At 72.4% G+C, this 22,590-nt stretch carries 26 protein-coding genes, 1 tRNA gene and 1 riboswitch; of the genes, 11 read left to right on the top strand and 16 right to left on the bottom strand.

The window, feature by feature from the left end:
* Positions 1-3: 3 nt before the first annotated feature.
* Positions 4-984: a hypothetical protein gene (locus tag ACZ50K_RS27315; RefSeq protein WP_468907764.1), complete on the bottom strand. Its 981-nt coding sequence runs from the start codon at positions 982-984 to the stop codon at positions 4-6.
* 433 nt (positions 985-1,417) lie between these two features.
* Positions 1,418-1,963: a GNAT family N-acetyltransferase gene (locus ACZ50K_RS27310; protein WP_468907762.1), complete on the bottom strand. Its 546-nt coding sequence runs from the start codon at positions 1,961-1,963 to the stop codon at positions 1,418-1,420.
* Between the two features lie 222 nt (positions 1,964-2,185).
* Here ACZ50K_RS27310 and ACZ50K_RS27305 point away from each other — a divergent pair, with 222 nt between their 5' ends.
* Positions 2,186-2,347 carry a hypothetical protein gene (locus ACZ50K_RS27305; RefSeq protein WP_468907760.1) on the top strand — a complete coding sequence of 54 codons (162 nt, stop codon included), beginning with the start codon at positions 2,186-2,188 and terminating at the stop codon, positions 2,345-2,347.
* Positions 2,348-2,479: 132 nt separating this feature from the next.
* Positions 2,480-2,776 carry a hypothetical protein gene (locus ACZ50K_RS27300; protein ID WP_468907758.1) on the top strand — a complete coding sequence of 99 codons (297 nt, stop codon included), beginning with the start codon at positions 2,480-2,482 and terminating at the stop codon, positions 2,774-2,776.
* A 96-nt stretch (positions 2,777-2,872) separates the two neighbouring features.
* On the opposite strand, the gene ACZ50K_RS27295 is transcribed toward ACZ50K_RS27300, so the two are convergent.
* The 5 genes from ACZ50K_RS27295 to ACZ50K_RS27275 form a co-directional block, all read right to left on the bottom strand.
* Positions 2,873-4,240 carry a DUF445 domain-containing protein gene (locus ACZ50K_RS27295; RefSeq protein WP_468907757.1) on the bottom strand — a complete coding sequence of 456 codons (1,368 nt, stop codon included), beginning with the start codon at positions 4,238-4,240 and terminating at the stop codon, positions 2,873-2,875.
* Between the two features lie 56 nt (positions 4,241-4,296).
* A complete protein-coding gene (locus ACZ50K_RS27290) occupies positions 4,297-5,052 on the bottom strand; it encodes a DUF1707 SHOCT-like domain-containing protein (RefSeq protein WP_468907755.1) in 756 nt (251 codons plus the stop codon).
* Positions 5,053-5,171: 119 nt separating this feature from the next.
* Entirely contained in the window at positions 5,172-6,128 is a 957-nt protein-coding gene (locus tag ACZ50K_RS27285; RefSeq protein ID WP_468907753.1) for an ABC transporter ATP-binding protein, read from the bottom strand.
* A gap of 7 nt (positions 6,129-6,135) precedes the next feature.
* The gene (locus ACZ50K_RS27280) at positions 6,136-7,041 is read right to left on the bottom strand and encodes an ABC transporter permease (protein ID WP_468907751.1); all 906 of its coding nucleotides are present in this window, start codon (positions 7,039-7,041) and stop codon (positions 6,136-6,138) included.
* Complete coding sequence (locus ACZ50K_RS27275; protein ID WP_468907749.1) at positions 7,034-7,849, bottom strand: ABC transporter permease; 816 nt, start codon at positions 7,847-7,849, stop codon at positions 7,034-7,036. Before ACZ50K_RS27275 ends, ACZ50K_RS27280 begins: the two co-directional genes overlap by 8 nt.
* A 149-nt stretch (positions 7,850-7,998) precedes the next feature.
* Here ACZ50K_RS27275 and ACZ50K_RS27270 point away from each other — a divergent pair, with 149 nt between their 5' ends.
* Positions 7,999-10,497, top strand: coding sequence for a transglycosylase domain-containing protein (locus ACZ50K_RS27270; protein ID WP_468907747.1), 2,499 nt, complete (start codon positions 7,999-8,001; stop codon positions 10,495-10,497).
* Between the two features lie 124 nt (positions 10,498-10,621).
* Here ACZ50K_RS27270 and ACZ50K_RS27265 read toward each other — a convergent pair whose 3' ends face one another.
* The 3 genes from ACZ50K_RS27265 to ACZ50K_RS27255 form a co-directional block, all read right to left on the bottom strand.
* On the bottom strand, positions 10,622-10,942 hold the full coding sequence (locus ACZ50K_RS27265) for a DMT family transporter (protein ID WP_468907746.1): 321 nt from the start codon (positions 10,940-10,942) through the stop codon (positions 10,622-10,624).
* Between the two features lie 32 nt (positions 10,943-10,974).
* A riboswitch (guanidine-III (ykkC-III) riboswitch) is annotated at positions 10,975-11,044 on the bottom strand.
* Positions 11,045-11,096: 52 nt separating this feature from the next.
* Positions 11,097-11,438 (bottom strand): GroES family chaperonin, encoded by a 342-nt coding sequence (locus ACZ50K_RS27260; RefSeq protein WP_468907744.1) that lies wholly within the window; start codon positions 11,436-11,438, stop codon positions 11,097-11,099.
* Between the two features lie 22 nt (positions 11,439-11,460).
* A complete protein-coding gene (locus ACZ50K_RS27255) occupies positions 11,461-11,781 on the bottom strand; it encodes a DUF3618 domain-containing protein (RefSeq protein ID WP_468907742.1) in 321 nt (106 codons plus the stop codon).
* A 118-nt stretch (positions 11,782-11,899) separates the two neighbouring features.
* Here ACZ50K_RS27255 and bcp point away from each other — a divergent pair, with 118 nt between their 5' ends.
* From bcp to ACZ50K_RS27235, 4 genes are all read left to right on the top strand, one after another.
* Positions 11,900-12,367 carry a thioredoxin-dependent thiol peroxidase gene (gene bcp, locus ACZ50K_RS27250; protein ID WP_468907740.1) on the top strand — a complete coding sequence of 156 codons (468 nt, stop codon included), beginning with the start codon at positions 11,900-11,902 and terminating at the stop codon, positions 12,365-12,367.
* 156 nt (positions 12,368-12,523) lie between these two features.
* On the top strand, positions 12,524-13,174 hold the full coding sequence (locus ACZ50K_RS27245) for an HNH endonuclease signature motif containing protein (protein WP_468907738.1): 651 nt from the start codon (positions 12,524-12,526) through the stop codon (positions 13,172-13,174).
* Positions 13,171-13,863 carry an HNH endonuclease signature motif containing protein gene (locus tag ACZ50K_RS27240; RefSeq protein ID WP_468907736.1) on the top strand — a complete coding sequence of 231 codons (693 nt, stop codon included), beginning with the start codon at positions 13,171-13,173 and terminating at the stop codon, positions 13,861-13,863. The genes ACZ50K_RS27245 and ACZ50K_RS27240 overlap by 4 nt, the downstream gene beginning before the upstream one ends.
* A gap of 12 nt (positions 13,864-13,875) precedes the next feature.
* Positions 13,876-13,951 (top strand) — tRNA-Leu (locus ACZ50K_RS27235).
* A gap of 57 nt (positions 13,952-14,008) precedes the next feature.
* Here the strand turns inward: ACZ50K_RS27235 and rdgB are convergent.
* The 4 genes from rdgB to ACZ50K_RS27215 form a co-directional block, all read right to left on the bottom strand.
* A complete protein-coding gene (gene rdgB, locus ACZ50K_RS27230) occupies positions 14,009-14,611 on the bottom strand; it encodes an RdgB/HAM1 family non-canonical purine NTP pyrophosphatase (RefSeq protein WP_468907735.1) in 603 nt (200 codons plus the stop codon).
* 71 nt (positions 14,612-14,682) lie between these two features.
* Positions 14,683-15,069: a hypothetical protein gene (locus tag ACZ50K_RS27225; protein WP_468907734.1), complete on the bottom strand. Its 387-nt coding sequence runs from the start codon at positions 15,067-15,069 to the stop codon at positions 14,683-14,685.
* A 207-nt stretch (positions 15,070-15,276) separates the two neighbouring features.
* Positions 15,277-16,002: a ribonuclease PH gene (rph, locus tag ACZ50K_RS27220; protein ID WP_468907733.1), complete on the bottom strand. Its 726-nt coding sequence runs from the start codon at positions 16,000-16,002 to the stop codon at positions 15,277-15,279.
* Positions 16,003-16,117: 115 nt separating this feature from the next.
* Positions 16,118-16,387 (bottom strand): PTS sugar transporter subunit IIB, encoded by a 270-nt coding sequence (locus tag ACZ50K_RS27215; RefSeq protein ID WP_468907854.1) that lies wholly within the window; start codon positions 16,385-16,387, stop codon positions 16,118-16,120.
* Between the two features lie 187 nt (positions 16,388-16,574).
* Between ACZ50K_RS27215 and ACZ50K_RS27210 the strand changes: the two genes are divergently transcribed.
* Both ACZ50K_RS27210 and ACZ50K_RS27205 read left to right on the top strand, forming a co-directional pair.
* Entirely contained in the window at positions 16,575-17,876 is a 1,302-nt protein-coding gene (locus tag ACZ50K_RS27210) for a PTS transporter subunit EIIC (protein ID WP_468907731.1), read from the top strand.
* A gap of 296 nt (positions 17,877-18,172) precedes the next feature.
* A complete protein-coding gene (locus tag ACZ50K_RS27205; RefSeq protein WP_468907729.1) occupies positions 18,173-19,441 on the top strand; it encodes a PTS transporter subunit EIIC in 1,269 nt (422 codons plus the stop codon).
* 73 nt (positions 19,442-19,514) lie between these two features.
* Here ACZ50K_RS27205 and ACZ50K_RS27200 read toward each other — a convergent pair whose 3' ends face one another.
* Entirely contained in the window at positions 19,515-20,267 is a 753-nt protein-coding gene (locus ACZ50K_RS27200; RefSeq protein WP_468907727.1) for an MBL fold metallo-hydrolase, read from the bottom strand.
* Positions 20,268-20,485: 218 nt separating this feature from the next.
* On the opposite strand from ACZ50K_RS27200, the gene ACZ50K_RS27195 reads away from it, so the two are divergent.
* Both ACZ50K_RS27195 and ACZ50K_RS27190 read left to right on the top strand, forming a co-directional pair.
* Positions 20,486-20,899 (top strand): hypothetical protein, encoded by a 414-nt coding sequence (locus ACZ50K_RS27195; protein ID WP_468907726.1) that lies wholly within the window; start codon positions 20,486-20,488, stop codon positions 20,897-20,899.
* Positions 20,896-21,258, top strand: a complete 363-nt coding sequence (locus ACZ50K_RS27190) for a DUF488 domain-containing protein (protein ID WP_468907725.1) — start codon at positions 20,896-20,898, stop codon at positions 21,256-21,258. Before ACZ50K_RS27195 ends, ACZ50K_RS27190 begins: the two co-directional genes overlap by 4 nt.
* Here the strand turns inward: ACZ50K_RS27190 and ACZ50K_RS27185 are convergent.
* Positions 21,255-22,580 (bottom strand): DUF2254 domain-containing protein, encoded by a 1,326-nt coding sequence (locus tag ACZ50K_RS27185; protein WP_468907723.1) that lies wholly within the window; start codon positions 22,578-22,580, stop codon positions 21,255-21,257. The genes ACZ50K_RS27190 and ACZ50K_RS27185 overlap by 4 nt on opposite strands.
* Between the last annotated feature and the right edge of the window lie 10 nt (positions 22,581-22,590).

The raw sequence follows: 22,590 nt of genomic DNA, 5'->3' as shown, positions 1-22,590 counted from the left end.
GGGTCATACGGACAGCTCCAGTTGGGCGTGGCCGCGGGCGCGGTCCGCGGGTGGGCACGGGCGGGTGGCGGCGAGGGTGAGCAGGGCCCGGAGGGCTCCGACCACCTCGGCGGGGGTGTCGCGGAGCTGGCCGGGGGTCGCCGAGACCACCAGGACCCCGTGCGCCTCCAGCCGGAGGCGCCGGCGGAGGGTGGCCTGCCAGGAGTCGCGGGTGTAGTGGTATTCGGCGGAGTCGACCTCCAGTGCCACGCCCTCGTCGGGCCAGTACGCGTCCGGGCTGGCCAGGAACGTGCCGTCCGGAGTGTGCAGGCGGGCGTTCCACAGGGGTGCGGGAAGGTCGGTCCCGGTGAGGGCCTCCCGGGCCCTCGCCTCCGCCAGCGACCGGGTGCCGGCCAGGAGTTCGGCGGCGGCCGCGCGGACCCCGGGGCGGTTCAGCAGGCGGGCGGCGCGGAGTTCGGCGTGCAGGTCGGTGGGATGGCACCAGCCCGACTGCACCACGTGCGCGAGGACCGAACGGACCAGATCCGGCTCCTCCGCCCGCGCCGCGAAGTCGGCGGCGGCCCGGAGCGGGCGGGCGCTGGGCACTCCGGCGACGGTGACGGTGGCCGGCCACCGGGTGGTCGGCACCGGTCGGACCCCGCCGGTAGGGGCCAGCCGACGCGGAGCCCGGATCAGCACGTCGTGCGGCGCCGCCGGAGCGTCCCGTACGCCGAACAGGGCGAGCGCGGCCCCGCCGGTGAGCGCGGCGGAGCTGCCGGACAGGGGGTCGGCATCGGGCAGGGCCGCGTACAGGACCGCGGCCAGGGCCCGTTGGCGCGGGTCCGGTGGGCCGGTCTGGAGGAGGTAGACCCGGGGCAGCAGCCGCTGCCAGGGGCCTGCGGCGCGGCGGGCCCGACCGGCGACGGTGGCCGCGGGCACGCCGGCGCGACGAAGCTGGTGGGTGGTGGCCAGGTTGAGCTGACGGCGCGCGAGTCGACTGATCATGCCGCCTGTATTCCCGCACCCTGCCGGGCCACTCCCCCGGCGGGAGCCGCCCCGGGGCGGTGCGCCGGACTCGGCAACGGCTCTCGGCCCGGGCTCCAACGCTGGTTCCCCGCCGGCCGAACGCCGGTCTCGACCCGCGCGCGGACGCCGGGTGCGGACACGAGCTCGCACCGGGGCGCCGCTCGCCCGAGGTTTGGATCGCGGTGGAGCGCGGGATGGCGTGACGGCATGACATCGGGCTCTGGCCGCACGGGGACACGGGGACTCCGGGACTCCGGGACGCGGGGACGCGGGGTGCGGTGACCGGGCTCGCGTCGGGGTTCGCCCGTACCGGAGCGGTCTGCCGCCGGGGTCGCGGCCTGCGCGCCGCCGGGGCCGCGCAGTAGTGGCCTGGTGCCGGTGCTGAGGCGGGGTGGGCTGAGGCGGGGTGGGGTCAGGACGGGGTGGCGGCGGGGTGGTCGGGGGCGAGGAAGACCACCACGTTGTTGGCGGTGCCGGGGAGTGGGGCGACCTCGTGCCAGCCGAGACGGCGGTACGTGGCGACCGTGTCCCGGGCGGTGCGTGCGGTGAGCAGCCAGGCACGGCGGTCGGGGGCGTCGGCGGTGATCTCGGCGAGCAGGGCCCGGCCGGTGCCCCGGCCGCGGGCGTGCGGGCGGACCGCGAGCTCGTTTATCTCCAGCGCTCCCACGAGGAGTTCACGGACCCGGGACGCGCCCAGCTGGGCGGCGACCTGGGCGTAGCTGCGGTCGGCCGGGAAGGGGGCCTTGGTCAGCCAGGCGGTGGCGAAGCCGTCGAGTCCGGCCCGGGTCTGGGCCAGGGCGGCCCGGAAGCCGTTGCGGCGGGTGTCGGCGGTGAGCCGGCCCGCGAACTGGCGAATGGTTTCTTCATCCTCGTTCCACGGCGGGGCGGAGAACACCTCGGCGTAGGTGTCGACGAGTTCGTCCGACAGGTCGAGGACGGTCGGTCCGTAGCAGATCACGGTTGGCCGCTCCTGGGATGGGTGGGGGAATTTCCTCCCCTTTGGAGAGTGAATCTATGCCTCCGGGGTTGCTCGCCCCGGGCGGCCGGCGGATCCGGCGAGTGTGCGACAAATCCGCCCGTGTCGGATGTCCGGCCGTGTCGCCGCGCCCGCGCGGCGCGTTGAGCGGGCGTGGACGGATTCATCGGGAGGCTGGGCGCTTGGGCGCTGGCGTTCCTTCTCGTGTTCCTGGTGGTACTGGGGCTGCTGGCACTGCTCCCCGCGACCGTGCAGGCGGCTGTGCCGGACGCCGGGGTCGGCGGGGCGGTGCTGCTGCTGGGCTTCGCGGTGGCGCGCCGCTTCGACCCCCGCGGCCATGCGCGCAGCGCCAGGCGCTCGCGCTAGCCGCCGCCGGAGCTGGACGGTCCGAGCCGCTCGGGGCTCGGGGCTCGGGGCTCGGGGCTCGGGGCTCGGGGCTCGGGGCTCGGGGCTCGGCGGAATCGTACGCTTGTCGCAGTCGGCGAAAGGATGGACATCATGGCGCAGGTACCGACCTCCGCAGTGGCGGCCGTGGGGCTGGTCGGCGGCTATGCCGTCGCCCGTTTCACCCGGAAGCGGCCGCTCGGCGGGGTGGTGCTCGGTGCGGCGGGGATCGCGGCGGGGCGGGAGTGGTACCGGCGGGCCGGCACTCCGGCAGCGGCCGCCCTCGGCACGCTGTACGTCGCCGCGTTCGCGGGATCGCACCCGCTGGCCAAGAAGGTGGGTGCCTGGCCTGCCGTGCTCGGCGCAGCCGGGGTCGTCGCGGCCGCCTCCTGGGCCGTCGCCGACCGCTGACCGCGGAACCCCGATCCGGGGACACTCCGGGGACACCCCGGGGCCGTCGAGGCCGTCGAGGCGCCCATCTCGGCGGCCCCTGCCGCCCCTCCCCGCTCAGGCGCCCAAGGCGCGCGATACGGAGTAGATCAGGAGGCCGGCCAGGGCGCCTACCACCGTGCCGTTGATGCGGATGAACTGGAGGTCGCGGCCGATGTGGGCCTCGATCTTGCGGGAGGTGTGTTCGGCGTCCCAGCCCGCCACCGTGTCCGTGATCAGGGAGGTGATCTCGGTCCGGTAGGTGGTCACCACGTACACCGCGGCACCCTCGATCCAGCCCTCCACCTTCGCCTGGAGCCGCCCGTCGGTGGCCAGTCGCGCACCCAGGGACATCAGCGAGGACCGGACCCGGAGCCGCAGTTCGCTGCGCTCGTCCTCCGCAGCCGAAATGATCATCGTGCGGATCGCCGCCCAGGCGGAGGCGATGACGTCCTGGACCTCGCCCCGCGCCAGGATCTCCGACTTCAGCCGCTCCACCCGGGCCCGGGTGTCGGTGTCCCCCTGGAGGTCGGTCGCGAAGTCCTTCAGGAAGCGGTCGACCGCGCCGCGCGCCGGGTGCTCCGGCATGTCGCGCATCTCGGTGACGAACCGCAGCAGTTCCTTGTACACCCGGTCCCCGACCTTGCGGTCCACGAACCTCGGGGTCCAGCCCGGGGCACCGCCCTGGACCGCGTCCATCACCGAGTCCCCGTGCGTCACCAGCCAGTCGTGGGCCTTGGCGCACACCAGGTCGACCACCCGCCGGTGCCCGCCGTCCGCGACCACCTTCTCCAGGGTCTTGCCGATCCCCGGCGCGATCTCCGCCGTCTCCGCCCGCCGGGTGATGGCCTCGCCGACCACCGCCTGCACATCGGAGTCCCGCAGCACCGCGAGGGCGCCCCTCAGGGCCGTCGCCAGCTCCGCCGTGACCCGGTCGGCGTGCGCGGGCTCGGCCAGCCAGGCACCGAGCCGCCCGCCGATCCCCAGGGCGTGCAGCCGGGTGCGGACCACATCGGAGGAGAGGAAGTTCTCGCCCACGAACTCGCCCAGCGAAACCCCCAGCTGGTCCTTCTTCGTGGGGATGATCGCGGTGTGCGGGATCGGCAGGCCCAGCGGCCGCCGGAACAGGGCGGTGACCGCGAACCAGTCCGCGAGCGCACCCACCATCCCGGCCTCGGCCGCGGCCGCCACATACCCGGCCCAACCGCCCGCGCCCCAGGAGTGCTGGGCGACCTTGGCCAGCACGTAGACCACGGCGACCAGCAGCAGCAGACCCGTCGCGGTGGCCTTCATCCGCCGCACGCCCCGCCTGCGCTCCTCGTCCGCCGCGTTGAACACGAACGCGCCGGGGCGCACCGCCGCCGTCACGCGGTCGTCCGTGGTGCCAGTGCCGCTGCTGTTCACGTGCTCCTGCCTTCCCCCGAAGGGCGCCGGTTTTGTCTGCATAGCATCCGACTCCCGGGAGGCGCGAGGAGTTCCCGGCGCGCCCGTACTCCCCGTACTCAGAGTTCCTTGCGGGCCGGACCGCCGCCGCCCAGTTCGTCCGGGCCGCGTTGTCCCTTGGGTGCCTTCACCTTGATCTCCACCCCGCCCCAGAAGGCGAAGCCGGTGACCACCACGCGCGGTGCGCCCGGTTGCGGGGGTCCCGGGTCGCCCTGCTGGTCGAAGGCGCCCATGACGCCGATGCCCCGTACTTCCAGTGCCACGCCCGGCGGGACCTTGATCTGGATGCCGCCCATCACCGCGACACAGTTGATCACCACTTCGCGGGCCGCGAAGTTCGCCTCCCGCAGGTCCAGCTCGCCGCCGCCCCAGAACGCCACCGCGGTGAAGCGGGCGGGCACCGTCCAGCGGCCCTTGTGCTGGAAGCCCGACATCACGCCGACGCCCACGGTGGAGGTCCCGGTGCCGCCGATCCGGTCCGGCCACGACCCCCCGGAACCCGGGTGGGCGACGGGGCCCGGCCGCCCCTGCCCGTACGCGGATCCGTAGCCCTGCCCGTAGCCCTGCCCGTAGGCCGGTCCGTGGGCCGGTCCATGTCCGTACGGGGGCCCCGCCGGTGCCGGCAGGTCGCGGGTCAGCGGCTCCAGTTCGGCGTAGGTCCGGGAGGCGTACGCGGCCTCCATCCGCTCCTCGAACTCCGACATGTCGAGCCGGCCCTCGGCCATCGCGTCGCGGAGCCGCTCGACCACCCGTTCACGGTCCGCGTCGGACGCCCTCAGCTGCGGAAGCGACTTGTCGGACCCCTCGTCATCCATGAGGACCAGCCTATGCAGCGGCTCCGCCCGGCGCCCCCGCCTCGACCCTGATTTATCCCCCAGACCCGCCCCTCCTCCCCCCTCCCTCCTCCTCCCTCCGCCCCTCTCCGGGGTCCCGCTCAGCTCCGGCCCGCGTACATCCGGGCGATCACGTCCTCGATGTCCGGTTCCCGCACCGACAGGTCCACCAGCGGGTAGTCCGCCGCCACCGCCGCCACCAGCGGGGCCGCCGAGCCGCCCGCCGGGAACGCCAGCCACTGCCGCGGCCCCTCCACCTTCACCGTCCGGGCGCCCGGCACCACGATGGGCGGCAGTTCCCGTTCCAGGTCCACCACCAGGGTCCGCTCGCTCTCCCCCACCGAGTGCAGTCCGGCGAGCGCCCCCTCGTAGACCAGCCGCCCGTGGTCGATCACCATCACCCGCCCGCACAGCTGCTCGATGTCCTGGAGGTCGTGGGTGGTGAGCAGGACCGTGGTGCCCAGTTCCTCGTTCAGCTGCCGCAGGAACCCCCGGACCTTCGCCTTGCTGACCACGTCCAGCCCGATCGTGGGCTCGTCCAGGTACAGCACCTCCGGGTCGTGCAGCAGCGCCGCCGCGATGTCCCCGCGCATCCGCTGCCCCAGGGACAGCTGACGCACCGGCACGTCCAGCAGGGCGGCCAGGTCCAGCCGTTCCACGCACCGCTCCAGGTTCCGGCGGAACCGGTCCTCCGGGATCCGGTACATCCGGCGCATCAGCCCGTACGAGTCCTTCAGCGGCAGGTCCCACCACAGGGTGGTGCGCTGCCCGAAGACCACGCCGATCCGGTGGGCGAGCCGGGTCCGCTCGCGCGCCGGGTCCAGGCCGGCCACCCGCAGCCGGCCGGTGCTGGGAGTGAGGATCCCGGTCAGCATCTTGATCGTGGTCGACTTCCCGGCGCCGTTGGGGCCGATATAGCCGACCACCTCGCCCCGGCCGACCGTGAAGCTGATCCCGTCCACGGCCTTGACCTGGTGTTTCTCCCGGCGCAGCCGGCCGACCCGGCGCCGCACCTCGAAGGTCTTGGCCACGTCCCGCAGCTCGATCAACACGTCCATCGGTCGGTCAACTCCCCGTACTGCGGTAGGAACGAAGGCCGGCCCGCCAGGCCAGCGAGGCCGGTACGAACACCAGGAACGCCACCAGCGGGCTCAGGTACGCCGTCCAGCCGGGCAGCCCCAGCGGATCCGGCCGGCCCAGCACCGCCATCGCCGGCAGCCAGTTCACGAAGGCCAGCGGCACCACGAAGGTCACCCCGCGCACCAGGTCCTGGGCGAAGATCGTCGGCGGGTACTGGAGCATCGTGCAGCCGCCGTACGTGAAGGAGTTCTGCACCTCGGCCGCGTCCCCGGCGGCGAACTGGAAGGCCGCCCCGGCCACCAGCACCGCCCCGAAGATGGCCGCACCGGACAGCACCATCACCGGCACCAGCAGCACCCGGCCCGCCGTCCAGTCCAGGTCGAGCACGGCCACCGCCCAGCCCAGCACGGCCAGCCCCTGCACCACCCGGCCCAGCCGGCGCAGCGCGAACCGGTCCGCGGCCACCTGCGCCAGCACCGGCACCGGACGGACCAGCATGGTGTCCAGCGAACCGTCCCGGACCCGCTGCCCGATCCGCTCCATGTTGCCCAGCAGCAGATCGGCCAGGCCCAGCGAGGCCGAACAGGATCCGTAGAGCAGCGCGATCTCGGGCAGCGAGAACCCGCCCAGCGCGTCCACGTGCCGGAACATGATGTAGATCCCGGCGAAGTCCAGCAGGGTGATCGCGGCGTTCCCGAACGTCGACAGCAGGAACGAGGTCCGATAGGTCATCGTGGCCCGGACCCACATGCCCACGATCAGCCCGTAGCCGCGCAGTCCCTCCCACGCCCGGCCGCGCCGTCCCGGCAGGTCCGCGTACGGCTCCGGAACCGCGGCCGGCTCCCGGACCGCCGCCTCAGGCGCCTCCGTCGCTCCCGTCAGCTCAGCCACCCTGGACCACCACCTTCCGCGTCGCCGCCGACTGCGCCAGCCGGCCCGCCCCCAGCAGGGCCGCCGCCCAGCCCAGTTGGAAGGCGAGGGCCGGCAGTGCGGCGCCCGCACCCGAGTGCTTGCCCATCAGCACGTCCAGCGGCACCTGGAGCACCGCCGCCCAGGGCAGCGCCCGGACCACCTCCCCGAACACCCCGGGGACCACGGTCAGCGGCAGCACCATCCCGGAGCAGAAGATGCAGAGCACGGTGGCCATCAGGTTGATCCCCTGCCCGTCCAGCAGCCAGAACGCGGCCAGCCCCAGCAGGTAGCGGATCGCGAAGCTGACCACCAGCCCGAGGGCCACGGACAGCAGGAACAGCAGCCAGCGCAGCGGGTCGGCGGGCAGCGCCAGCCGGAACACCAGCGCCCCGGCCAGCAGCGGCACCACCCCGCGGCCCAGCAGCTGGAAGGCCGCCCGGCCCAGGTCGGCGGCCAGCCACCACAGCTGGAGGTCGGCCGGGCGGTAGAGGTCCACGGCGATGTCACCCGTACGGATGCGTTCCTGCAACTCCTCCTGGAAGCCGCCGCCGATGAGCGCCCCGGCGGCCAGCAGGGACTGGCTCACCCAGACGAAGGTGAGGGCCTCCGACTGGTCGTAGCCCCCCAGATCGGGGCGTTCCGCCCAGAGTGCCACATAGGTGTAGGCCACGATGAAACCGAACACGGTGTTGGTGAACACCCCCGCCGCGGTGGCGGTTCCGTAAGTGGCGTAGCGGCGGAACCCGCCGGCGGCCACCGCCGGGTACAGAGACGCCGTCGAGCGCACCGTTTCCCTCCCCGTCCTGGGTCGTTCCCCTCCTGGGCCAAAGCGCGCGAGCTTAGTACGGAGGGGCTATCCACGCGACCGAATTACGCCCGTCCGGAGCGGAATCGCCCGGAGTCGGGTAGACACCATGAGGTACGGACGGTACATACATGGATATTTCGCGCGGCGCCGAGGAGTCCCCGGAGATGAGCGACCCGTCACCACCCCCGGCCTGGACCCCGCGCGACCCGGACACCCCCGGCCCCGGCGGGCCGGAGCAGCGGGGTGGTCCCGGCAAGCCCACCCGCCCCGGCAAGCAGAAGCGCAAGCGCTCCGGATGGCGCCGGCTGCTGCCCACCTGGCGGATGCTGCTCGGCCTGTTCCTGCTGGGCGCCCTGCTGCTCGGCGGCGCCCTGGTCGCCGGCTACCTGCTGGTCGACATCCCGCCCGCGAACGCCGCCGCCACCGCCCAGTCCAACGTCTACCTCTACTCCGACGGCTCGCAGCTGGCCCGCGACGGCGAGGTCAACCGGCAGAACGTGTCCCTGGCGCAGGTGCCGGTGACCGTGCAGGAGGCCGTACTGGCCGCCGAGGACCGGGACTTCCACTCCGAGCGGGCGGTGGACCCCAAGGCGATGGTCCGGGCCGCCTGGAACACCGTCACCGGCAAGGGCAAGCAGTCCGGTTCCACCATCACCCAGCAGTACGTCAAGAACTACTACCTGGGCCAGGAGCAGACCCTGAGCCGCAAGGCCAAGGAGTTCTTCATCGCCGTCAAGCTCGGCCGGGAGAAGTCCAAGGACTACATCCTGGAGGGGTACCTCAACACCAGCTACTTCGGCCGCAACGCCTACGGCATCCAGGCCGCCTCCCAGGCCTACTACGGCAAGGACGTCAACAAGCTGACCACCGCCGAGGGCGCCTACCTCGCCACCCTCCTGAACTCCCCCTCCGCCTTCGACGTGGTCACCCACCCGCAGGGCCGCGGCCGGGCGCTGGCCCGCTGGAACTACGTGCTCGACGGCATGGTCAAGAAGGGCTGGATGACCCCCGCCGAACGCGCCGCCACCCGCTTCCCCGAACCGCAGAAGGTCCGGCCGGCCTCCGGCCTCTCCGGCCAGCGCGGCTATCTCGTCGAGGCGGTCAAGGACTACATCACCGGGCACAAGATCCTCGACGAGAACACCCTCGCCGAGGGCGGCTACCGCATCACCACCACCATCGACAAGGCCCGCCAGTCCGCCTTCGTGGACGCCGTGGACGAGGAGCTGACCGCCGAACTGGACCCGGCCGCCCGTCCCGTCGACCGCGTGGTCCGGGCCGGCGGCGCCTCCATCGACCCGACGAACGGCGAGGTCGTGGCCCTGTACGGCGGGATCGACTACACCAGGCAGTACGTCAACAACGCGACCCGGCACGACTACCAGGTCGCCTCCACCTTCAAACCGTTCGTGTTCACCTCCGCCGTGGAGAACGGCTCCCGCACCCAGGACGGCCGCCGGATCACCCCCAACACCCTCTACAACGGGGACAACAAGCGCCCCGTGACCGGCAGCCGGATCCCCTACGCCCCGGAGAACGAGGGGCAGCGCTCCTACGGGGACATCAGCGTCCGCACCGCCACCGACCTGTCCGTGAACACCGTGTTCGCGCAGATGGTCGTGGACGTGGGCACCCGCGAGGTCAAGGACACCGCCATCGCCCTGGGCGTCCCGGCGAACACCCCGAACTTCGACCCGGGCCCGGCGATGGCCCTGGGCACCATGCAGGCCTCGGTCCTGGACATGACCCGGGCGTACGCGACGCTGGCCGACCACGGCCGGTACACCCCGTACACCCTGGTCGAGAAGATCACCAAGCGCGGGGACTCCGTCAGGCTGCCCGAGCGGGAGCAGCGCCAGGCGGTCAGCCGCGAGGCCGCCGACACCACCACCGCGATGCTGGTCTCGGTGGTCGACAACGGGACCGGGACCGCGGCCCTGGCCGCCGGCCGGCCGGCGGCCGGCAAGACCGGCACCGCCGAGCTGGACCGCTCGGCCTGGTTCGCGGCGTACACCCCGGACCTGGTGACCGTCGTGTCGATCATGGGCCAGGACCCGGACACCGGGGCCCTGAAATCCCTCTACGGGGCCCTGGGCGAGGAACGGATCAGCGGCGGCGGGTATCCGGCGCGGATCTGGGCGGCGTACACCCGGGCGGCCCTGGAGGGCAGCGACCCGGTCGAGTTCGACCTGGAGCTCCAGCCGGGCGCCCGCGAGCCGCTGCGGCCCCCGCCGCCGTCCTCGCAGCCGCCCCGCACCGGCCGCCCGCCGACCCCCACCCCTTCGGGCAGCGGGACCGACGGCGGGCGGGCGGACGGGGGCCGGACCGACGGCGGGCAGACCACCGGGGGCCAGAACCAGGGCGGGACGACCGACGGCGGCCGGACGGACGGCGGTCGGACCGACGGGGGCCAGAACCAGGGCGGCCAGACGCAGGGCGGGCAGACCCAGGGCGGGCAGACCCAGGGCGGGCAGACCCAGGGCGGGCAGACCTCCGACGGCCAGACCGACGGGGGCACCGACACCGGGGGCGGGACGGACGGCGGCCAGAACGGCGGCGGCACCGACACCGGCGGCCAGACGGGCGGCGGCGCCGAGGGCACCGACGGCGGCGGCCCGGGCCGCTGAGACGGCCGAGCCGCCGGGCCGGGAGGCTCGGCGGCTCAGTGACTCGGTGACTCAGCGGCTCGGCGAGTCGGCGGCTCGGCGAGTCGGCGGCTCGGCGAGTCGGCGGCTCGGCGAGTCGGGGGGCTCAGTGGCCGGAGGTGGCCTTCAGCCCCACCACGGCCACCAGCAGCAGACAGATGAAGAAGATCCGGGCGGCGGTCACCGGCTCGCCGAGCACCGCCATCCCCAGGATCGCCGCACCGGCAGCGCCGATGCCGACCCACACCCCGTAGGCGGTGCCGATCGGCAGGGTCTTCGCCGCGTACGACAGCAGCACCATGGACGCGACGATGCCCGCACCGGTGAACACGCTCGGCCAGAGCCGGGTGAACCCCTCGGTGAACTTCATTCCGATCGACCAGCCGACTTCGAGCAGACCGGCGAGCAGCAGCAGGACCCAGGCCATGACAGGCACCTCCGAGACGGGAGCGGTACGGGGGTGCGTCGTCTTGTCCAGCCCGGTACGGCGCGTCTCGTCGGGTTCCCCTCCACCGTAGCAAAGGCCCACGCAAGGGGCCGGTGACCATGGTCACCGGCCCCTTGGAACCACAGGTCGGGAACTACAGGTACAGCCCGGTGGAGTCCTCCGACCCCTCCAGCCGCTCGGCGGCCACCGCGTGCAGGTCCCGCTCCCGCATCAGCACGTAGGTCGCGCCCCGCACCTCGACCTCGGCCCGGTCCTCCGGGTCGTACAGCACCCGGTCCCCGGGCTCCACGGTCCGCACGTTCTGGCCGACCGCCACCACGGCGGCCCAGGCCAGCCGCTTGCCCACCGCGGCGGTGGCCGGGATGAGGATGCCGCCGCCCGAGCGGCGCTCGCCCTCCGGGGAGTCGGACCGGACGAGGACGCGGTCGTGCAGCATCCGGATGGGCAGCTTGTCGTGGGTGGGGTTCTCGCTCACGCCGTGAACCTACCTGGCCCGGTCAGCCGCGCTTGCGGCGGGCCGACACGGCCACCAGGCCGACCAGCCCGACGGCCAGCAGCGCCACCGGCAGGATCCGCTCCAGCCGGGGCGCGCCGGCCTCGTCGCGCATCCCGCCCGTCACGTCCGTGACCAGCCGGTTCACCGAGGCGAGGGCGCGGCCCGCGGTGTGGTCCACCTGGGAGGCCACCTTCGCCTTGGCGTCCCCGATGATGGTCTTCGGGTGCATGCGCACGCCGATCTCGTCGAGCGTCTCGGCGAGCTGCTCGCGCCGGCGGACGATGTCCGCCTCGATCTGCGCTGGGGTCCTGACGTCCGACACCGCGCTGCCTCCGTGGTGATGGTCTGCGGGATGGGTCCTGGTTGGTCCTGGTCCTTCGTGGACAGTCTGTCAGCTTAGTCTCGTCGGGTACCGATCCCCTCCCGAGGAGACTGTGAACATGAGCGAGCGACTCCAGCCGGGCGACACCGCCCCCGCCTTCACCCTGCCCGACGCGGACGGCAACGAGGTCTCGCTCGCCGCCCACCTCGGCCGCAAGGTGATCGTCTACTTCTACCCCGCGGCCCTCACCCCCGGCTGCACCAAGCAGGCCTGCGACTTCACGGACAACCTGGACGTCCTGGCCGCCGCCGGCTACGACGTCATCGGCGTCTCGCCAGACAAGCCGGAGAAGCTCGCGAAGTTCCGCGAGCAGGAGGACCTGAAGGTCACCCTGGTCGGCGACCCGGAGAAGACGACCCTGGAGGCGTACGGCGCCTTCGGCGAGAAGAAGCTGTACGGCAAGACGGTGACCGGGGTCATCCGCTCCACGGTGGTCGTGGACGAGGCCGGCAAGGTCGAGCACGCCTTCTACAACGTGAAGGCCACCGGCCACGTAGCCAAGATCATCAAGGACCTGAAGATCTGACCCTCCCCGCTCCCCCGCCTTCCCCCGCTTTCCCCCGTACGGCGGCCCGCACCCGAACCGGTGCGGGCCGCCGCGTAACCGTCCGACTATCGGACCGTTACTCCGTACGGGGGGCCGCACGCACGGGCGGGCGGCCGGGACCGGAGAGGGCCGGACATGCCGGCGAGTCCGTACACGCACCAGCGGCTCACGGAGGCGGCGAGCGCCTCGCGCACGCTGAGCGAGGCGCTGGAACGACTGGGCGTCGATCCGAGGAACCGGAACCGACGCCGATACCTGCACGACCGCATGCGGAAGCTCGGGGTGGACATCCGGCACTTCGAGCGCGAGGGCACCAAGTGGACCCGGGAGATCCTGAGCGAAGCGGTCGCCGCCTCGACGAGCATCTACGAGGTACTGCGCCGCCTGGGGATGGACGTGGTGGGCGGCAACCACACCCACATCAGCCGCAGGGTGAAGGCCTTCGGCATCGACTGCTCGCACTTCACACCTCCCCCACGGACCGAACGCACCAAGGACAACCACCGCCGTCGCCCGGCAGACGAGATCCTCCGCGCCGAAACCGCACCGAACGCCACACGGACCCCGAACCACCGACTGCGCCGCGCCCTGCTGGAAACCGGCCGCGAGGAGCGCTGCGCCGGGTGTGGAACGGAGCCCCGCTGGCGAGGGGAGCCGCTGCCCCTGGAGGTCGACCACGTCGACGGCGACTGGCGGAACAACACGGCGCAGAACCTGCGGTTCCTCTGCCCCAACTGCCATGCGACGACCGACAGCTACCGGGGCCGCGGCAAGGTCCGCCGATGAGCGGCGGGCGGCGCTACACCCTGGAGGTCCTGGCCGAGGCCGCGGCGCGATGCCGCAGCATCGACGAGGTGATCGTCTTCCTCGGTGCGACCCCCTACCGGAATCTTGTCCGCCATCTGACCCAGCGCTTCGCGGACCATGGCATCGACATCTCCCACTTCCCACCGACCGGGCGACGGGAGCGCCCGTCGGCAGAGGAGCTCGGGAGGGCGGTCACCGGAGCGTCCAGCGTGGCGGAGGCCCTGCGGGTACTCGGAAGGCCGGACAACGGCAGTCAGCGTGCGGGGCTGCGCAAGTGGGTGGCTCAGGACGGCCTTTCCACGGACCACTTCCTCGGACAGGCCCATCAGCGCGGAAAGCCCGGCACGACACCACGCAAGCCCGCTGCGGCCATTCTCGTCCGACACGAGGGAAAGCGGCGCACCCGCACTTCCCTCCTCCGCAGGGCACTGTCCGAGGCGGGAGTCCCGGAGTGCTGCGACACCTGCGGATCACCCCCCGAATGGCTCGGGCGGCGGATGACCCTGGAAATCGATCACATCAACGGCGACTGGGGCGACGACCGCCTCCAGAACCTCCGTCTTCTGTGCCCCAACTGCCATGCGATCACCAGTACGTGGTGTCGTGGCGGCAGCGGACGGGGTCCGCGTGGAGGCTTCTCTTCGCCAGAGGGAGCACGCGACCAGTAAGGTGACCCGAGCGGGTCCGTACCCCAGCTGGCCAAGAGGGCGCCGGTTTAGGTCCGGTGTGTCGTGGGTTCGAGTCCCACCGGGCCCACCCAGGCGGCCGGTTGTCCTCACATGAGGACAACCGGCCGCGGACGTGGGGCGGGTCTCAGCCCAGGAGGTCGCGGAGGACCGGGATCAGGGCTCGGAAGGCCTGGCCGCGGTGGGAGATGGCGTTCTTCTCCGCGGCGGTGAGTTCGGCGCAGGTCCTCGTGTCGCCGTCCACCTGGAGGATCGGGTCGTAGCCGAAGCCGCCGGTGCCGGCCGGGGCGTGGCGGAGGGTGCCGGTGAGGCGGCCCTCGACCACGCGTTCGGTGCCGTCGGGCAGGGCCAGGGCGGCGGCGCAGGCGAAGTGGGCGGCGCGGTGTTCCTCGGCGATGTCGGAGAGCTGGGCGAGCAGCAGCGACAGGTTGGCGGAGTCGTCGCCGTGGGTGCCGGCCCAGCGGGCGGAGAAGATGCCCGGGGCGCCGTTCAGGACGTCCACGCAGAGGCCCGAGTCGTCGGCGATGGCGGGCAGTCCGGTGGCCTGCGCCAGGGCGTGGGCCTTCAGCAGGGCGTTCTCGGCGAAGGTGACGCCGGTTTCCTTGACGTCGGGGATCTCCGGGTAGGCGTCCGCGCCGACCAGCTCGTAGGGCAGGTCGGCGTCGGACAGGATGGCGCGGAGTTCGGTGATTTTGCCCGCGTTGCGGGTCGCGAGGATCAGGCGGGTCATGGCCCCAGTATCGCCGTCCCCGCCGTGGTCACGGACCGGGCGTCGCCGGTCACGGGCTCTGCGCCGGTCGGTCAGCCCGGGGTGCAGACCTTGGAGATCTCGGAGGCGGCGTCGGCGACCGGCTGGATGTCCGGGGTGGCGTCGCCCTTCTCGATGGCGGTGCGGACGTTCGCGACGGCCGCCTCCATGGAGTCGATGGCCTTGCCGAGGTCGGCGTTGTCGGTCTGGTCGCCGATCTTCTTCAGGTTCTCGTCGATCCGGTTGAGGGCGTTCTGGGCGTCCTGCGGGCTGTCGCCGGCGGTGGAGACAGCCTGGGTGAGGTCGCCCGCGGCGTCCGTGATGGCCACCGCCGTGTTGGCGCAGTCCATGGCGGTGGAGATCGCGTCGCAGGCCGTGAGGGCCGGGATGCTCAGGACGGCGGCCAGGGCCAGGGCGCTTATGCGGTGGTGCTTCTGCATCGGGACGGCTCCCCCTCGAAGTGTGCTTGCGTGGACGGGCGCACGGTTCTCAGGCCGTGCGCCCGTGTCCGGTCAGACGCCCGTCGGGGCTCTTCCGGTTGCGCGTGGTGACGTGCGGCGGTGCGTGGTGACGTGCGGTGGGTGGTGATGTGCGGCGCGTGGAGCGTGGTGGTACGTGACGCGTGGTGCGTGGTGCCGGTCGGCGGGTCAGCCTTCCAGCGCGTGCAGCTGGAGCGCTTCGAGGTCGGCGCAGCCGCCGGCGGCGAGGTCGAGGAGGGCGTTGAGTTCCTTGCGGTCGAAGGGCTCGCCCTCGGCGGTGCCCTGGACCTCGACGAAGCGGCCGTCGCCGGTGCAGACCACGTTCATGTCGGTCTCGGCGCGGACGTCCTCCTCGTAGCAGAGGTCGAGGAGCGGGACCCCGTCGACGATGCCGACGCTGACGGCGGCGACGGTGCCGGTGAGGGGCTTCCGGTTGGGCTTGATCAGCTTCTTGGACTGGCCCCACGCGACGGCGTCGGCGAGGGCGACGTAGGCGCCGGTGATGGCGGCGGTGCGGGTGCCGCCGTCGGCCTGGAGGACGTCGCAGTCCAGGACGATGGTGTTCTCGCCGAGGGCCTTGTAGTCGATGACGGCGCGCAGCGAGCGGCCGATCAGCCGGGAGATCTCGTGGGTGCGGCCGCCGATCTTGCCGCGGACGGATTCGCGGTCGCCGCGGGTGTTGGTGGAGCGGGGCAGCATGGAGTATTCGCTGGTGACCCAGCCTTCGCCGGATCCCTTGCGCCAGCGCGGGACGCCTTCGGTGAAGGAGGCGGTGCAGAAGACCTTGGTGTCTCCGAAGGAGACGAGGACGGAGCCCTCGGCGTGCTTGCTCCATCCGCGTTCGATGGTGACCGGGCGGAGCTGTTCGGGCGTGCGGCCGTCGATGCGAGACATGGGGTGGAGCCTAGTCGTTGCCGGTGGTCGCCGGTCGTCGCCGGTCGATGTCCGGGGTACGCGAAGACCCCGTCCGGCAAGGCCGTGACGGGGTCGGCGGAGCCGGGGGCTCAGGTCACATCATGTCTTCGATCTCGCCGGCGATGGGGTCGGCGTCGGTGCCGATGACGACCTGGATGGCGGTGCCCATCTTGACGACGCCGTGGGCGCCGGCGGCCTTCAGGGCGGCCTCGTCGACCAGGGACGGGTCCTTGACCTCGGTGCGGAGGCGGGTGATGCAGCCCTCGACCTCTTCGATGTTGTCGATTCCGCCGAGCCCGGCGACGATCTTCTCAGCCTTGGTGGCCATGTGTTCTCCCTGAGTGCCTGAGTGCGGGGTCCGCATGCTGGTCCGCTTTGTCACGGTAGCCCACGGTTGGCCCAACTTCGCGAGCGCACGTCCGTCTTCTGTCGAATGATAACGATCAAGAGCCGCCTGCCCGCGCTTCGGGAGGGCGGTCCGCGACCGCATCAGAACTGGTCTACACCAGTGAGGCGGAACTGCCAAAACGGGCCGGTCAGGGAGGACTGAGATGAGCGCGAGCAGCGCCGCCGCAGTGCCGCAGCACAAGTGGTGGAACGGCTTGTTCCAAGGGCTCCAGAAGATGGGCCGCAGTCTCCAGCTGCCCATCGCCGTGCTGCCCGCGGCAGGCATCCTGAACCGGCTGGGCCAGCCGGACGTGTTCGGGGACGACGGTCTGGGCTGGACGAAGGTCGCCAAGGTGATGGCCGCCGCGGGCGGCTCGCTCCTCAACGCCGACCTGGGGCTCCCGCTCCTCTTCTGCATCGGCGTCGCCATCGGCATGGCGAAGAAGGCGGACGGCTCCACCGCCCTCGCCGCGGTCGTCGGCTTCCTGGTCTACCGGGGGATCCTCCAGGTCTTCCCGAAGGCCTGCCCCTCGGGCACCAAGGACATCGGCGGCGGCTGCCTGGGGCCGGACGACACCTTCGCCGAGTACACCTTCCAGAACCCGGGGGTGTTCGGCGGCATCATCATGGGCCTGCTGGCCGCCTGGTTCTGGCAGCGCTACCACCGGGTGAAGCTGGTGGACTGGCTCGGCTTCTTCAACGGCCGCCGGCTGGTCCCGATCATCATGACCTTCGTGGCCATGGCCTTCGCCGTGATCTGCCTGTGGGTCTGGCCGCCGATCGGCGACGCACTGGAGAGCTTCTCGGACTGGCTGGTGGGCCTGGGCGCCTGGGGCGCCGGCATCTTCGGCCTGGCCAACCGGGCGCTGCTGGTGATCGGTCTGCACCAGTTCCTGAACGTGCCCGTGTGGTTCCAGTTCGGCAGCTACACCAAGCCGGACGGGACCACGGTGCACGGTGACATCCCGATGTTCCTGGCGGGCGACCCGAACGCGGGGCAGTTCCTCACCGGGTTCTTCCCGATCATGATGTTCGCGCTGCCGGCGGCGGCGCTCGCGATCACCCACTGCGCGAAGCCGCGGCGCCGCAAGGAGGTCGGCGGGCTGATGCTGTCGGTGGGGCTGACCTCGTTCGTCACCGGCATCACGGAGCCGCTGGAGTACTCCTTCCTCTTCGTGGCTCCGGCGCTGTACGCGATCCACGCGCTGCTGACCGGTGTGTCGATGGCGGTGACCTGGGCGCTGGGGGTCAAGGACGGGTTCAGCTTCTCGGCCGGTCTGATCGACTACGTCATCAACTGGAGCCTGGCCACCAAGCCCTGGATGATCATTCCGATCGGTCTGGCCTTCGCGCTCGTGTACTACGCGGTGTTCCGGTTCGCGATCACCAGGTTCAACATCCCGACTCCGGGGCGCGAGAGCGATGCGGAGATCGACGCGATGGAGTCGGAGAACACGAAGGCCTAGACCGTGCGAGGCCTTTGAGCCCGGCCGTCCCGGGCCCTCGGATCCTGTGATCCGGGGGCCCTTCGGCGTGTGCGGACGCGATCGGGCGGGACCTTCGGTCCGACATCCCCGAGTGTGGTCCAGACCACATGAAATCGAAGGTTCCTTATCTATCCCTCACCGTGCTACAACTGGTCTACACCACACATTGGTGTAGACCACGCGGCTGGTTCAGGCCCGTGGGCCCCCCGTTTTGAGACGCCGCCGTCCCCCTTCTGCATGTCCCCTGGCGGCGCCTTGCCCACTGGAGGAAGTTCATGTCCACAGCCACCGCTGCGGAAAACAAGAAGGGCGCTGGCGTGATGGCCGTCATGCAGCGCATCGGCCGGAGCCTCATGCTCCCGGTCGCCGTGCTGCCCGCCGGCGCTCTCCTGCTTCGCCTCGGCGCGGACGACATGCTGGGGAAGGACACCTTCCCGACCTTCGTGAACAAGATCGCCGGCTACATGGCCGCCGGTGGTGGCGCGATCCTCGACAACATGGCGCTGCTGTTCGCCGTCGGCATCGCGATCGGCTTCGCCAAGAAGTCGGACGGCTCCACCGCGCTCGCCGCGGTCACCGGCTACCTGGTCTTCCAGAAGGTCCTCGGCACCTTCACCGACTCCAACCTCCCCAAGGTGGCGAAGGTCGTCGGCGGCAAGATCGTCAACGTGGACGCCCCGGTCAACGCCGGTGTGCTCGGCGGTGTCGTGATGGGCATCATCACCGCCCTGCTCTACCAGAAGTTCTACCGGACCAAGCTGCCGGACTGGGCGGGCTTCTTCGGCGGCCGCCGACTGGTCCCGATCCTCTCCGCCTTCGCGGGCCTGCTCACCGGTATCGTCTTCGGCCTGATCTGGCCGGTCCTCGGCGCCGGTCTGCACAACTTCGGTGAGTGGCTGGTCGGTTCCGGCTCGGTCGGCGCGGGCATCTTCGGTGTCGCCAACCGTGCGCTGATCCCCATCGGCATGCACCACCTGCTGAACTCCTTCCCGTGGTTCCAGGCCGGCTCCTTCGACACCGCCGACGGTGCCGTGCACGGTGACATCGCCCGCTTCCTCGCCGGTGACCCGAGCGCCGGACAGTTCATGACCGGCTTCTTCCCGATCATGATGTTCGCCCTCCCGGCGGCCTGCCTCGCGATCGTCCACTGCGCCCGCCCCGAGCGCCGCAAGGTCGTCGGCGGCATGATGTTCTCCCTCGCGCTCACCGCCTTCGTCACCGGCGTCACCGAGCCCATCGAGTTCACCTTCATGTTCATCGCCCCGGTGCTGTACGCGATCCACGCGGTGCTGACCGGTGTCTCCCTGGCGCTCACCTGGGCCCTGGGCATGCGTGACGGCTTCGGCTTCTCCGCCGGCGCGGTCGACTTCCTCCTCAACCTGGGCATCGCCGAGAAGCCCTGGATGCTCGCGGGTGTCGGCCTCTGCTTCGCGGTGGTCTACTACTTCGTCTTCCGCTTCGCGATCACCAAGTGGAACCTGCCCACCCCGGGCCGCGAGTCCGACGAGGAGCTCGCCGAGCTGCTCAAGGCCGAGGGCAAGTAAGCCCCCGGTTCATACGCCGAAGCCCCCGTTCTCCCTTCCGGGAGGGCGGGGGCTTCGGCGTGGTCGGCGGGGGTCAGACCGTGTAGACCGCGCCCGCGGTGGCCAGTTCCACCGGGCCGTCGTAGACCGCGCGGGCGTCCGCGAGGTTGCGGGCGGCGTCCGTCCAGGGCGGGATGTGGGTGAGGACCAGCCGGCCGGCCCCCGCGTCGCGGGCGCACTCGCCGGCCTCCCGGCCGTTGAGGTGGAGGTCCGGGATGTCCTCCTTGCCGTGGGTGAAGGAGGCCTCGCACAGGAACAGATCGGTGCCCTCGGCGAGGGAGCCGAGTTCGGGGCAGGTGCCGGTGTCCCCCGAGTAGGCCAGCGAGCGGCCGCCGTGCTCCACCCGGATGCCGTACGACTCCACCGGGTGGGCCACGCGTTCGGTGCGGACCCGGAAGGGGCCGATCTCGAAGGTGGCGGGCTTGAGCGTGCGGAAGTCGAAGACCTCGCTCATCGCCCGGTCGTCGGGCACGTCCTCGTACGCCGTGGTCAGCCGCCGCTCGGTGCCCTCCGGTCCGTAGACCGGGATGGTGCCGCAGCGGCCGCCCTCGTGCCGGTAGTACCGGGCCACGAAGTATCCGCACATGTCGATGCAGTGATCGGCGTGCAGATGGCTGAGGAAGATCGCGTCGAGGTCGTAGAGACCACAGTGGCGCTGCAGCTCGCCCAGGGCGCCGTTGCCCATGTCGAGGAGCAGCCGGAAGCCGTCGGCCTCGACGAGGTAGCTCGAACAGGCCGATTCCGCGGATGGGAACGACCCCGAGCAGCCGACGACGGTGAGCTTCATGGAGCAGGAACCTCCGTGGACGGTCCGTGGACGGGAGCGACGGATGCGGCGGAGCCGTGCGTGGGTCGAGCGTAAGGCGCGAAACCTCCGGTCGCTCCTCCGCGGTGGGCCGTTGTGCGGTAACTCACCTGTGCTGTCACCCGGGGGAGCGACGAACCGCTCCCGGTTGCCGTGCCGGTTGCCGTGCCGGGTGGTGCGGGCGCGGTTACGGTCGATGCATGGACACCTCGTGGTGGCCGGCGGTCGTCGCCGCGGTGGCCGTGGTGCTCGTCGTCCTGGTCGCCGGGCGGAGCCCCGCTCCCCCGCCGCCCGCCCGGTCCCCGCACGGACCGGGTCCCGAACCGCGCCCCCGGCCCGGGGAGATCTGGCGGCTGGAGGGGGATCTGGCCGCCCTGGTGCTGTCGGTGCGGGCGCACCGGGCGCGGATCGCCCGGATCACCTCCAAGTACCACGACGGGCGCCCCGGGGTGATCGCGCTGCCGCCGGGGACCGCGGGCGACGTGCACGGACGGCGCGGGTTCCTGGAGGCGGACCGGCCCGTCGAGGTGTCGGTGTGGGCGTTCCGGCGGCGGGTGGGCGAGCTGGACCCCACCCTGTGGGACGAGGTGAAGGGACTGGGTGGCGGGCGATGATCCGGCTGCGACGGGTGTACGAGCCGCCGGACCCGGCGGCCGACGGGGTACGGGTCCTGGTGGACCGGCTGTGGCCGCGCGGGCTGGCGAAGGCGGCGGCCGGGGTGGACGAGTGGCCGAAGGTGCTGACCCCGTCCACCGAGCTGCGCAGGTGGTACCACTCGGGGGCCGGGTCCGCGGCGGAGTTCCGGGACCGGTACGAGGCCGAGCTGACGGCCGCCGGACCGGAGGCGGCGGCCGCGCTGGCGCGTCTGCGGGCCCTGGCCGCGGCCGGGCCGGTGACCCTGCTGACGGCGGTCCGGGAACCGGAGCACAGCCATGCCGGGGTCCTGGCGGAGCTGCTGGCGGCCGCCGGCTAGGCGGTCGCCGGGGGGCGGGGTGGGCCGCCGAGGCCCTGGCGGTCGGGGGGTGTGGTGAGGGCGCGGTAGAGGGGGTCCTCGAACCGGGCTCCGGCGAGCCGGGCCAGGGCCCTGCGCCGCTCCTCCACGGGGGCGGTGCGGTCCGGCGGGACCGCCGCCGTCAGCGTGTCGAGCGCGGCGTGCAGCCGGCGGACCACCTGGGGGTGGCCGGCCCCGTAGAGGAGGGTCTCGTCCAGGCCCAGGGCGAGGAGGTCCTCCCAGCGGGGGGCCGGGCTGAGGACCCGGGGGACGCCCTGCCGGTCGGTGATCTCGACCGGGCCCAGCGGGCGGGTGGCGATCCTGGCCAGGACGTCGGTGATCTGGTCCAGGGTCTGCACCGAGGTGGTCGGGTCGTTGACGGCCGGGGAGAGGGCCCGGATCCCGATGTCGGCGAGCAGCCGCAGGCCGAAGGCCGGGTCCTGCTCCAGGGTGCGGGCGGGGCCGAAGCGGAGACAGCCGGCCACCCGCCCGGTCAGCCGGTCGGGCGGCGGTCCGGAGCCGGCGGGGGCGGTGAGGGTGGCGATCGGCTGGTCCTCGGAGACGAAGTCGCCGACCACGGCGTGCAGCTCGATCCGCAGCCCGTGCTCGGCGGCGAGCCGCACCAGGCGCTTCTCGTCGACCGACCGGACGACCGCGGGCACCCCCTCGTACCGCACCGGAAGTGCCACCACCTGCCCGGCCGGGTCCTCGGGGTCCCAGGGGACCGCCCCGCCCTCCGGGGTCGTCGTGGCCGGCGGGTAGACGCGGTCCGCCACCTCGCGGAGCCGGTCGGCGACGGCGCGGGAGAGGCCGCCGGGGGTGACCGCGCTGCGCAGGGCGGAGAGCAGGTAGACCACGGCGACGGTGGCCGCGAGGACCAGCACGATGGCGAAGGTGACGGTGGCCCGCGGGGCGGGCCGGTCGCTGTCGATGCCGCTGAGCGCCACCAGGGCGTAGAGGGCGGTGCCCACCAGCAGGCCGAAGACCAGGAGGTACTGGCCGAGGTGGCCGAGTGCGCCCACGAGTCGGGGGGACAGCGACTGGATCGTCTGCACCACCAGGGTGATCGCGGTGACCACGAACCCGGCCAGGGTGATCATGCTGGCGGCGATGGCGGCCAGGGTGGCCTGGGCGGTGCCGGCATCGAAGTCGAGCCCCGCCCCGGCGGGAAGGTGTCCTTCCCACCGGGGCAGGGCCCAGCCGAGGGCGGCGCCGCCCAGGACGGCCGTCAGGGCGGCCGCGTGGCTGCGGAGCCTGCGGGACCGGTGCTCGTTGCCGGTCCCGACGGGCGGCCGCCGCCTCACCGCTCGGCCC

This window comes from Streptomyces sp. NPDC033845, from assembly GCF_055576225.1.
The sequence above is the reverse complement of the archived record's forward strand: the minus strand, read 5'-3'. Positions and strand labels throughout refer to the sequence as shown.

Excerpts from the sequence above, each read along its gene's own strand:
- ACZ50K_RS27225 (WP_468907734.1), bottom strand. The coding sequence starts at position 15,069 with ATGCAGAAGCACCACCGCATAAGCGCCCTGGCCCTGGCCGCCGTCCTG.
- ACZ50K_RS27300 (WP_468907758.1), top strand. The coding sequence starts at position 2,480 with ATGGCGCAGGTACCGACCTCCGCAGTGGCGGCCGTGGGGCTGGTCGGC.
- ACZ50K_RS27210 (WP_468907731.1), top strand. The coding sequence starts at position 16,575 with ATGAGCGCGAGCAGCGCCGCCGCAGTGCCGCAGCACAAGTGGTGGAAC.
- ACZ50K_RS27245 (WP_468907738.1), top strand. The coding sequence starts at position 12,524 with ATGCCGGCGAGTCCGTACACGCACCAGCGGCTCACGGAGGCGGCGAGC.
- rdgB (WP_468907735.1), bottom strand. The coding sequence starts at position 14,611 with ATGACCCGCCTGATCCTCGCGACCCGCAACGCGGGCAAAATCACCGAA.
- ACZ50K_RS27315 (WP_468907764.1), bottom strand. The coding sequence starts at position 984 with ATGATCAGTCGACTCGCGCGCCGTCAGCTCAACCTGGCCACCACCCAC.
- ACZ50K_RS27190 (WP_468907725.1), top strand. The coding sequence starts at position 20,896 with ATGATCCGGCTGCGACGGGTGTACGAGCCGCCGGACCCGGCGGCCGAC.
- ACZ50K_RS27270 (WP_468907747.1), top strand. The coding sequence starts at position 7,999 with ATGGATATTTCGCGCGGCGCCGAGGAGTCCCCGGAGATGAGCGACCCG.
- ACZ50K_RS27240 (WP_468907736.1), top strand. The coding sequence starts at position 13,171 with ATGAGCGGCGGGCGGCGCTACACCCTGGAGGTCCTGGCCGAGGCCGCG.
- ACZ50K_RS27265 (WP_468907746.1), bottom strand. The coding sequence starts at position 10,942 with ATGGCCTGGGTCCTGCTGCTGCTCGCCGGTCTGCTCGAAGTCGGCTGG.
- ACZ50K_RS27195 (WP_468907726.1), top strand. The coding sequence starts at position 20,486 with ATGGACACCTCGTGGTGGCCGGCGGTCGTCGCCGCGGTGGCCGTGGTG.
- ACZ50K_RS27295 (WP_468907757.1), bottom strand. The coding sequence starts at position 4,240 with ATGCAGACAAAACCGGCGCCCTTCGGGGGAAGGCAGGAGCACGTGAAC.
- rph (WP_468907733.1), bottom strand. The coding sequence starts at position 16,002 with ATGTCTCGCATCGACGGCCGCACGCCCGAACAGCTCCGCCCGGTCACC.
- ACZ50K_RS27285 (WP_468907753.1), bottom strand. The coding sequence starts at position 6,128 with ATGGACGTGTTGATCGAGCTGCGGGACGTGGCCAAGACCTTCGAGGTG.
- bcp (WP_468907740.1), top strand. The coding sequence starts at position 11,900 with ATGAGCGAGCGACTCCAGCCGGGCGACACCGCCCCCGCCTTCACCCTG.
- ACZ50K_RS27215 (WP_468907854.1), bottom strand. The coding sequence starts at position 16,387 with ATGCGGACCCCGCACTCAGGCACTCAGGGAGAACACATGGCCACCAAG.
- ACZ50K_RS27290 (WP_468907755.1), bottom strand. The coding sequence starts at position 5,052 with ATGGATGACGAGGGGTCCGACAAGTCGCTTCCGCAGCTGAGGGCGTCC.
- ACZ50K_RS27200 (WP_468907727.1), bottom strand. The coding sequence starts at position 20,267 with ATGAAGCTCACCGTCGTCGGCTGCTCGGGGTCGTTCCCATCCGCGGAA.
- ACZ50K_RS27205 (WP_468907729.1), top strand. The coding sequence starts at position 18,173 with ATGTCCACAGCCACCGCTGCGGAAAACAAGAAGGGCGCTGGCGTGATG.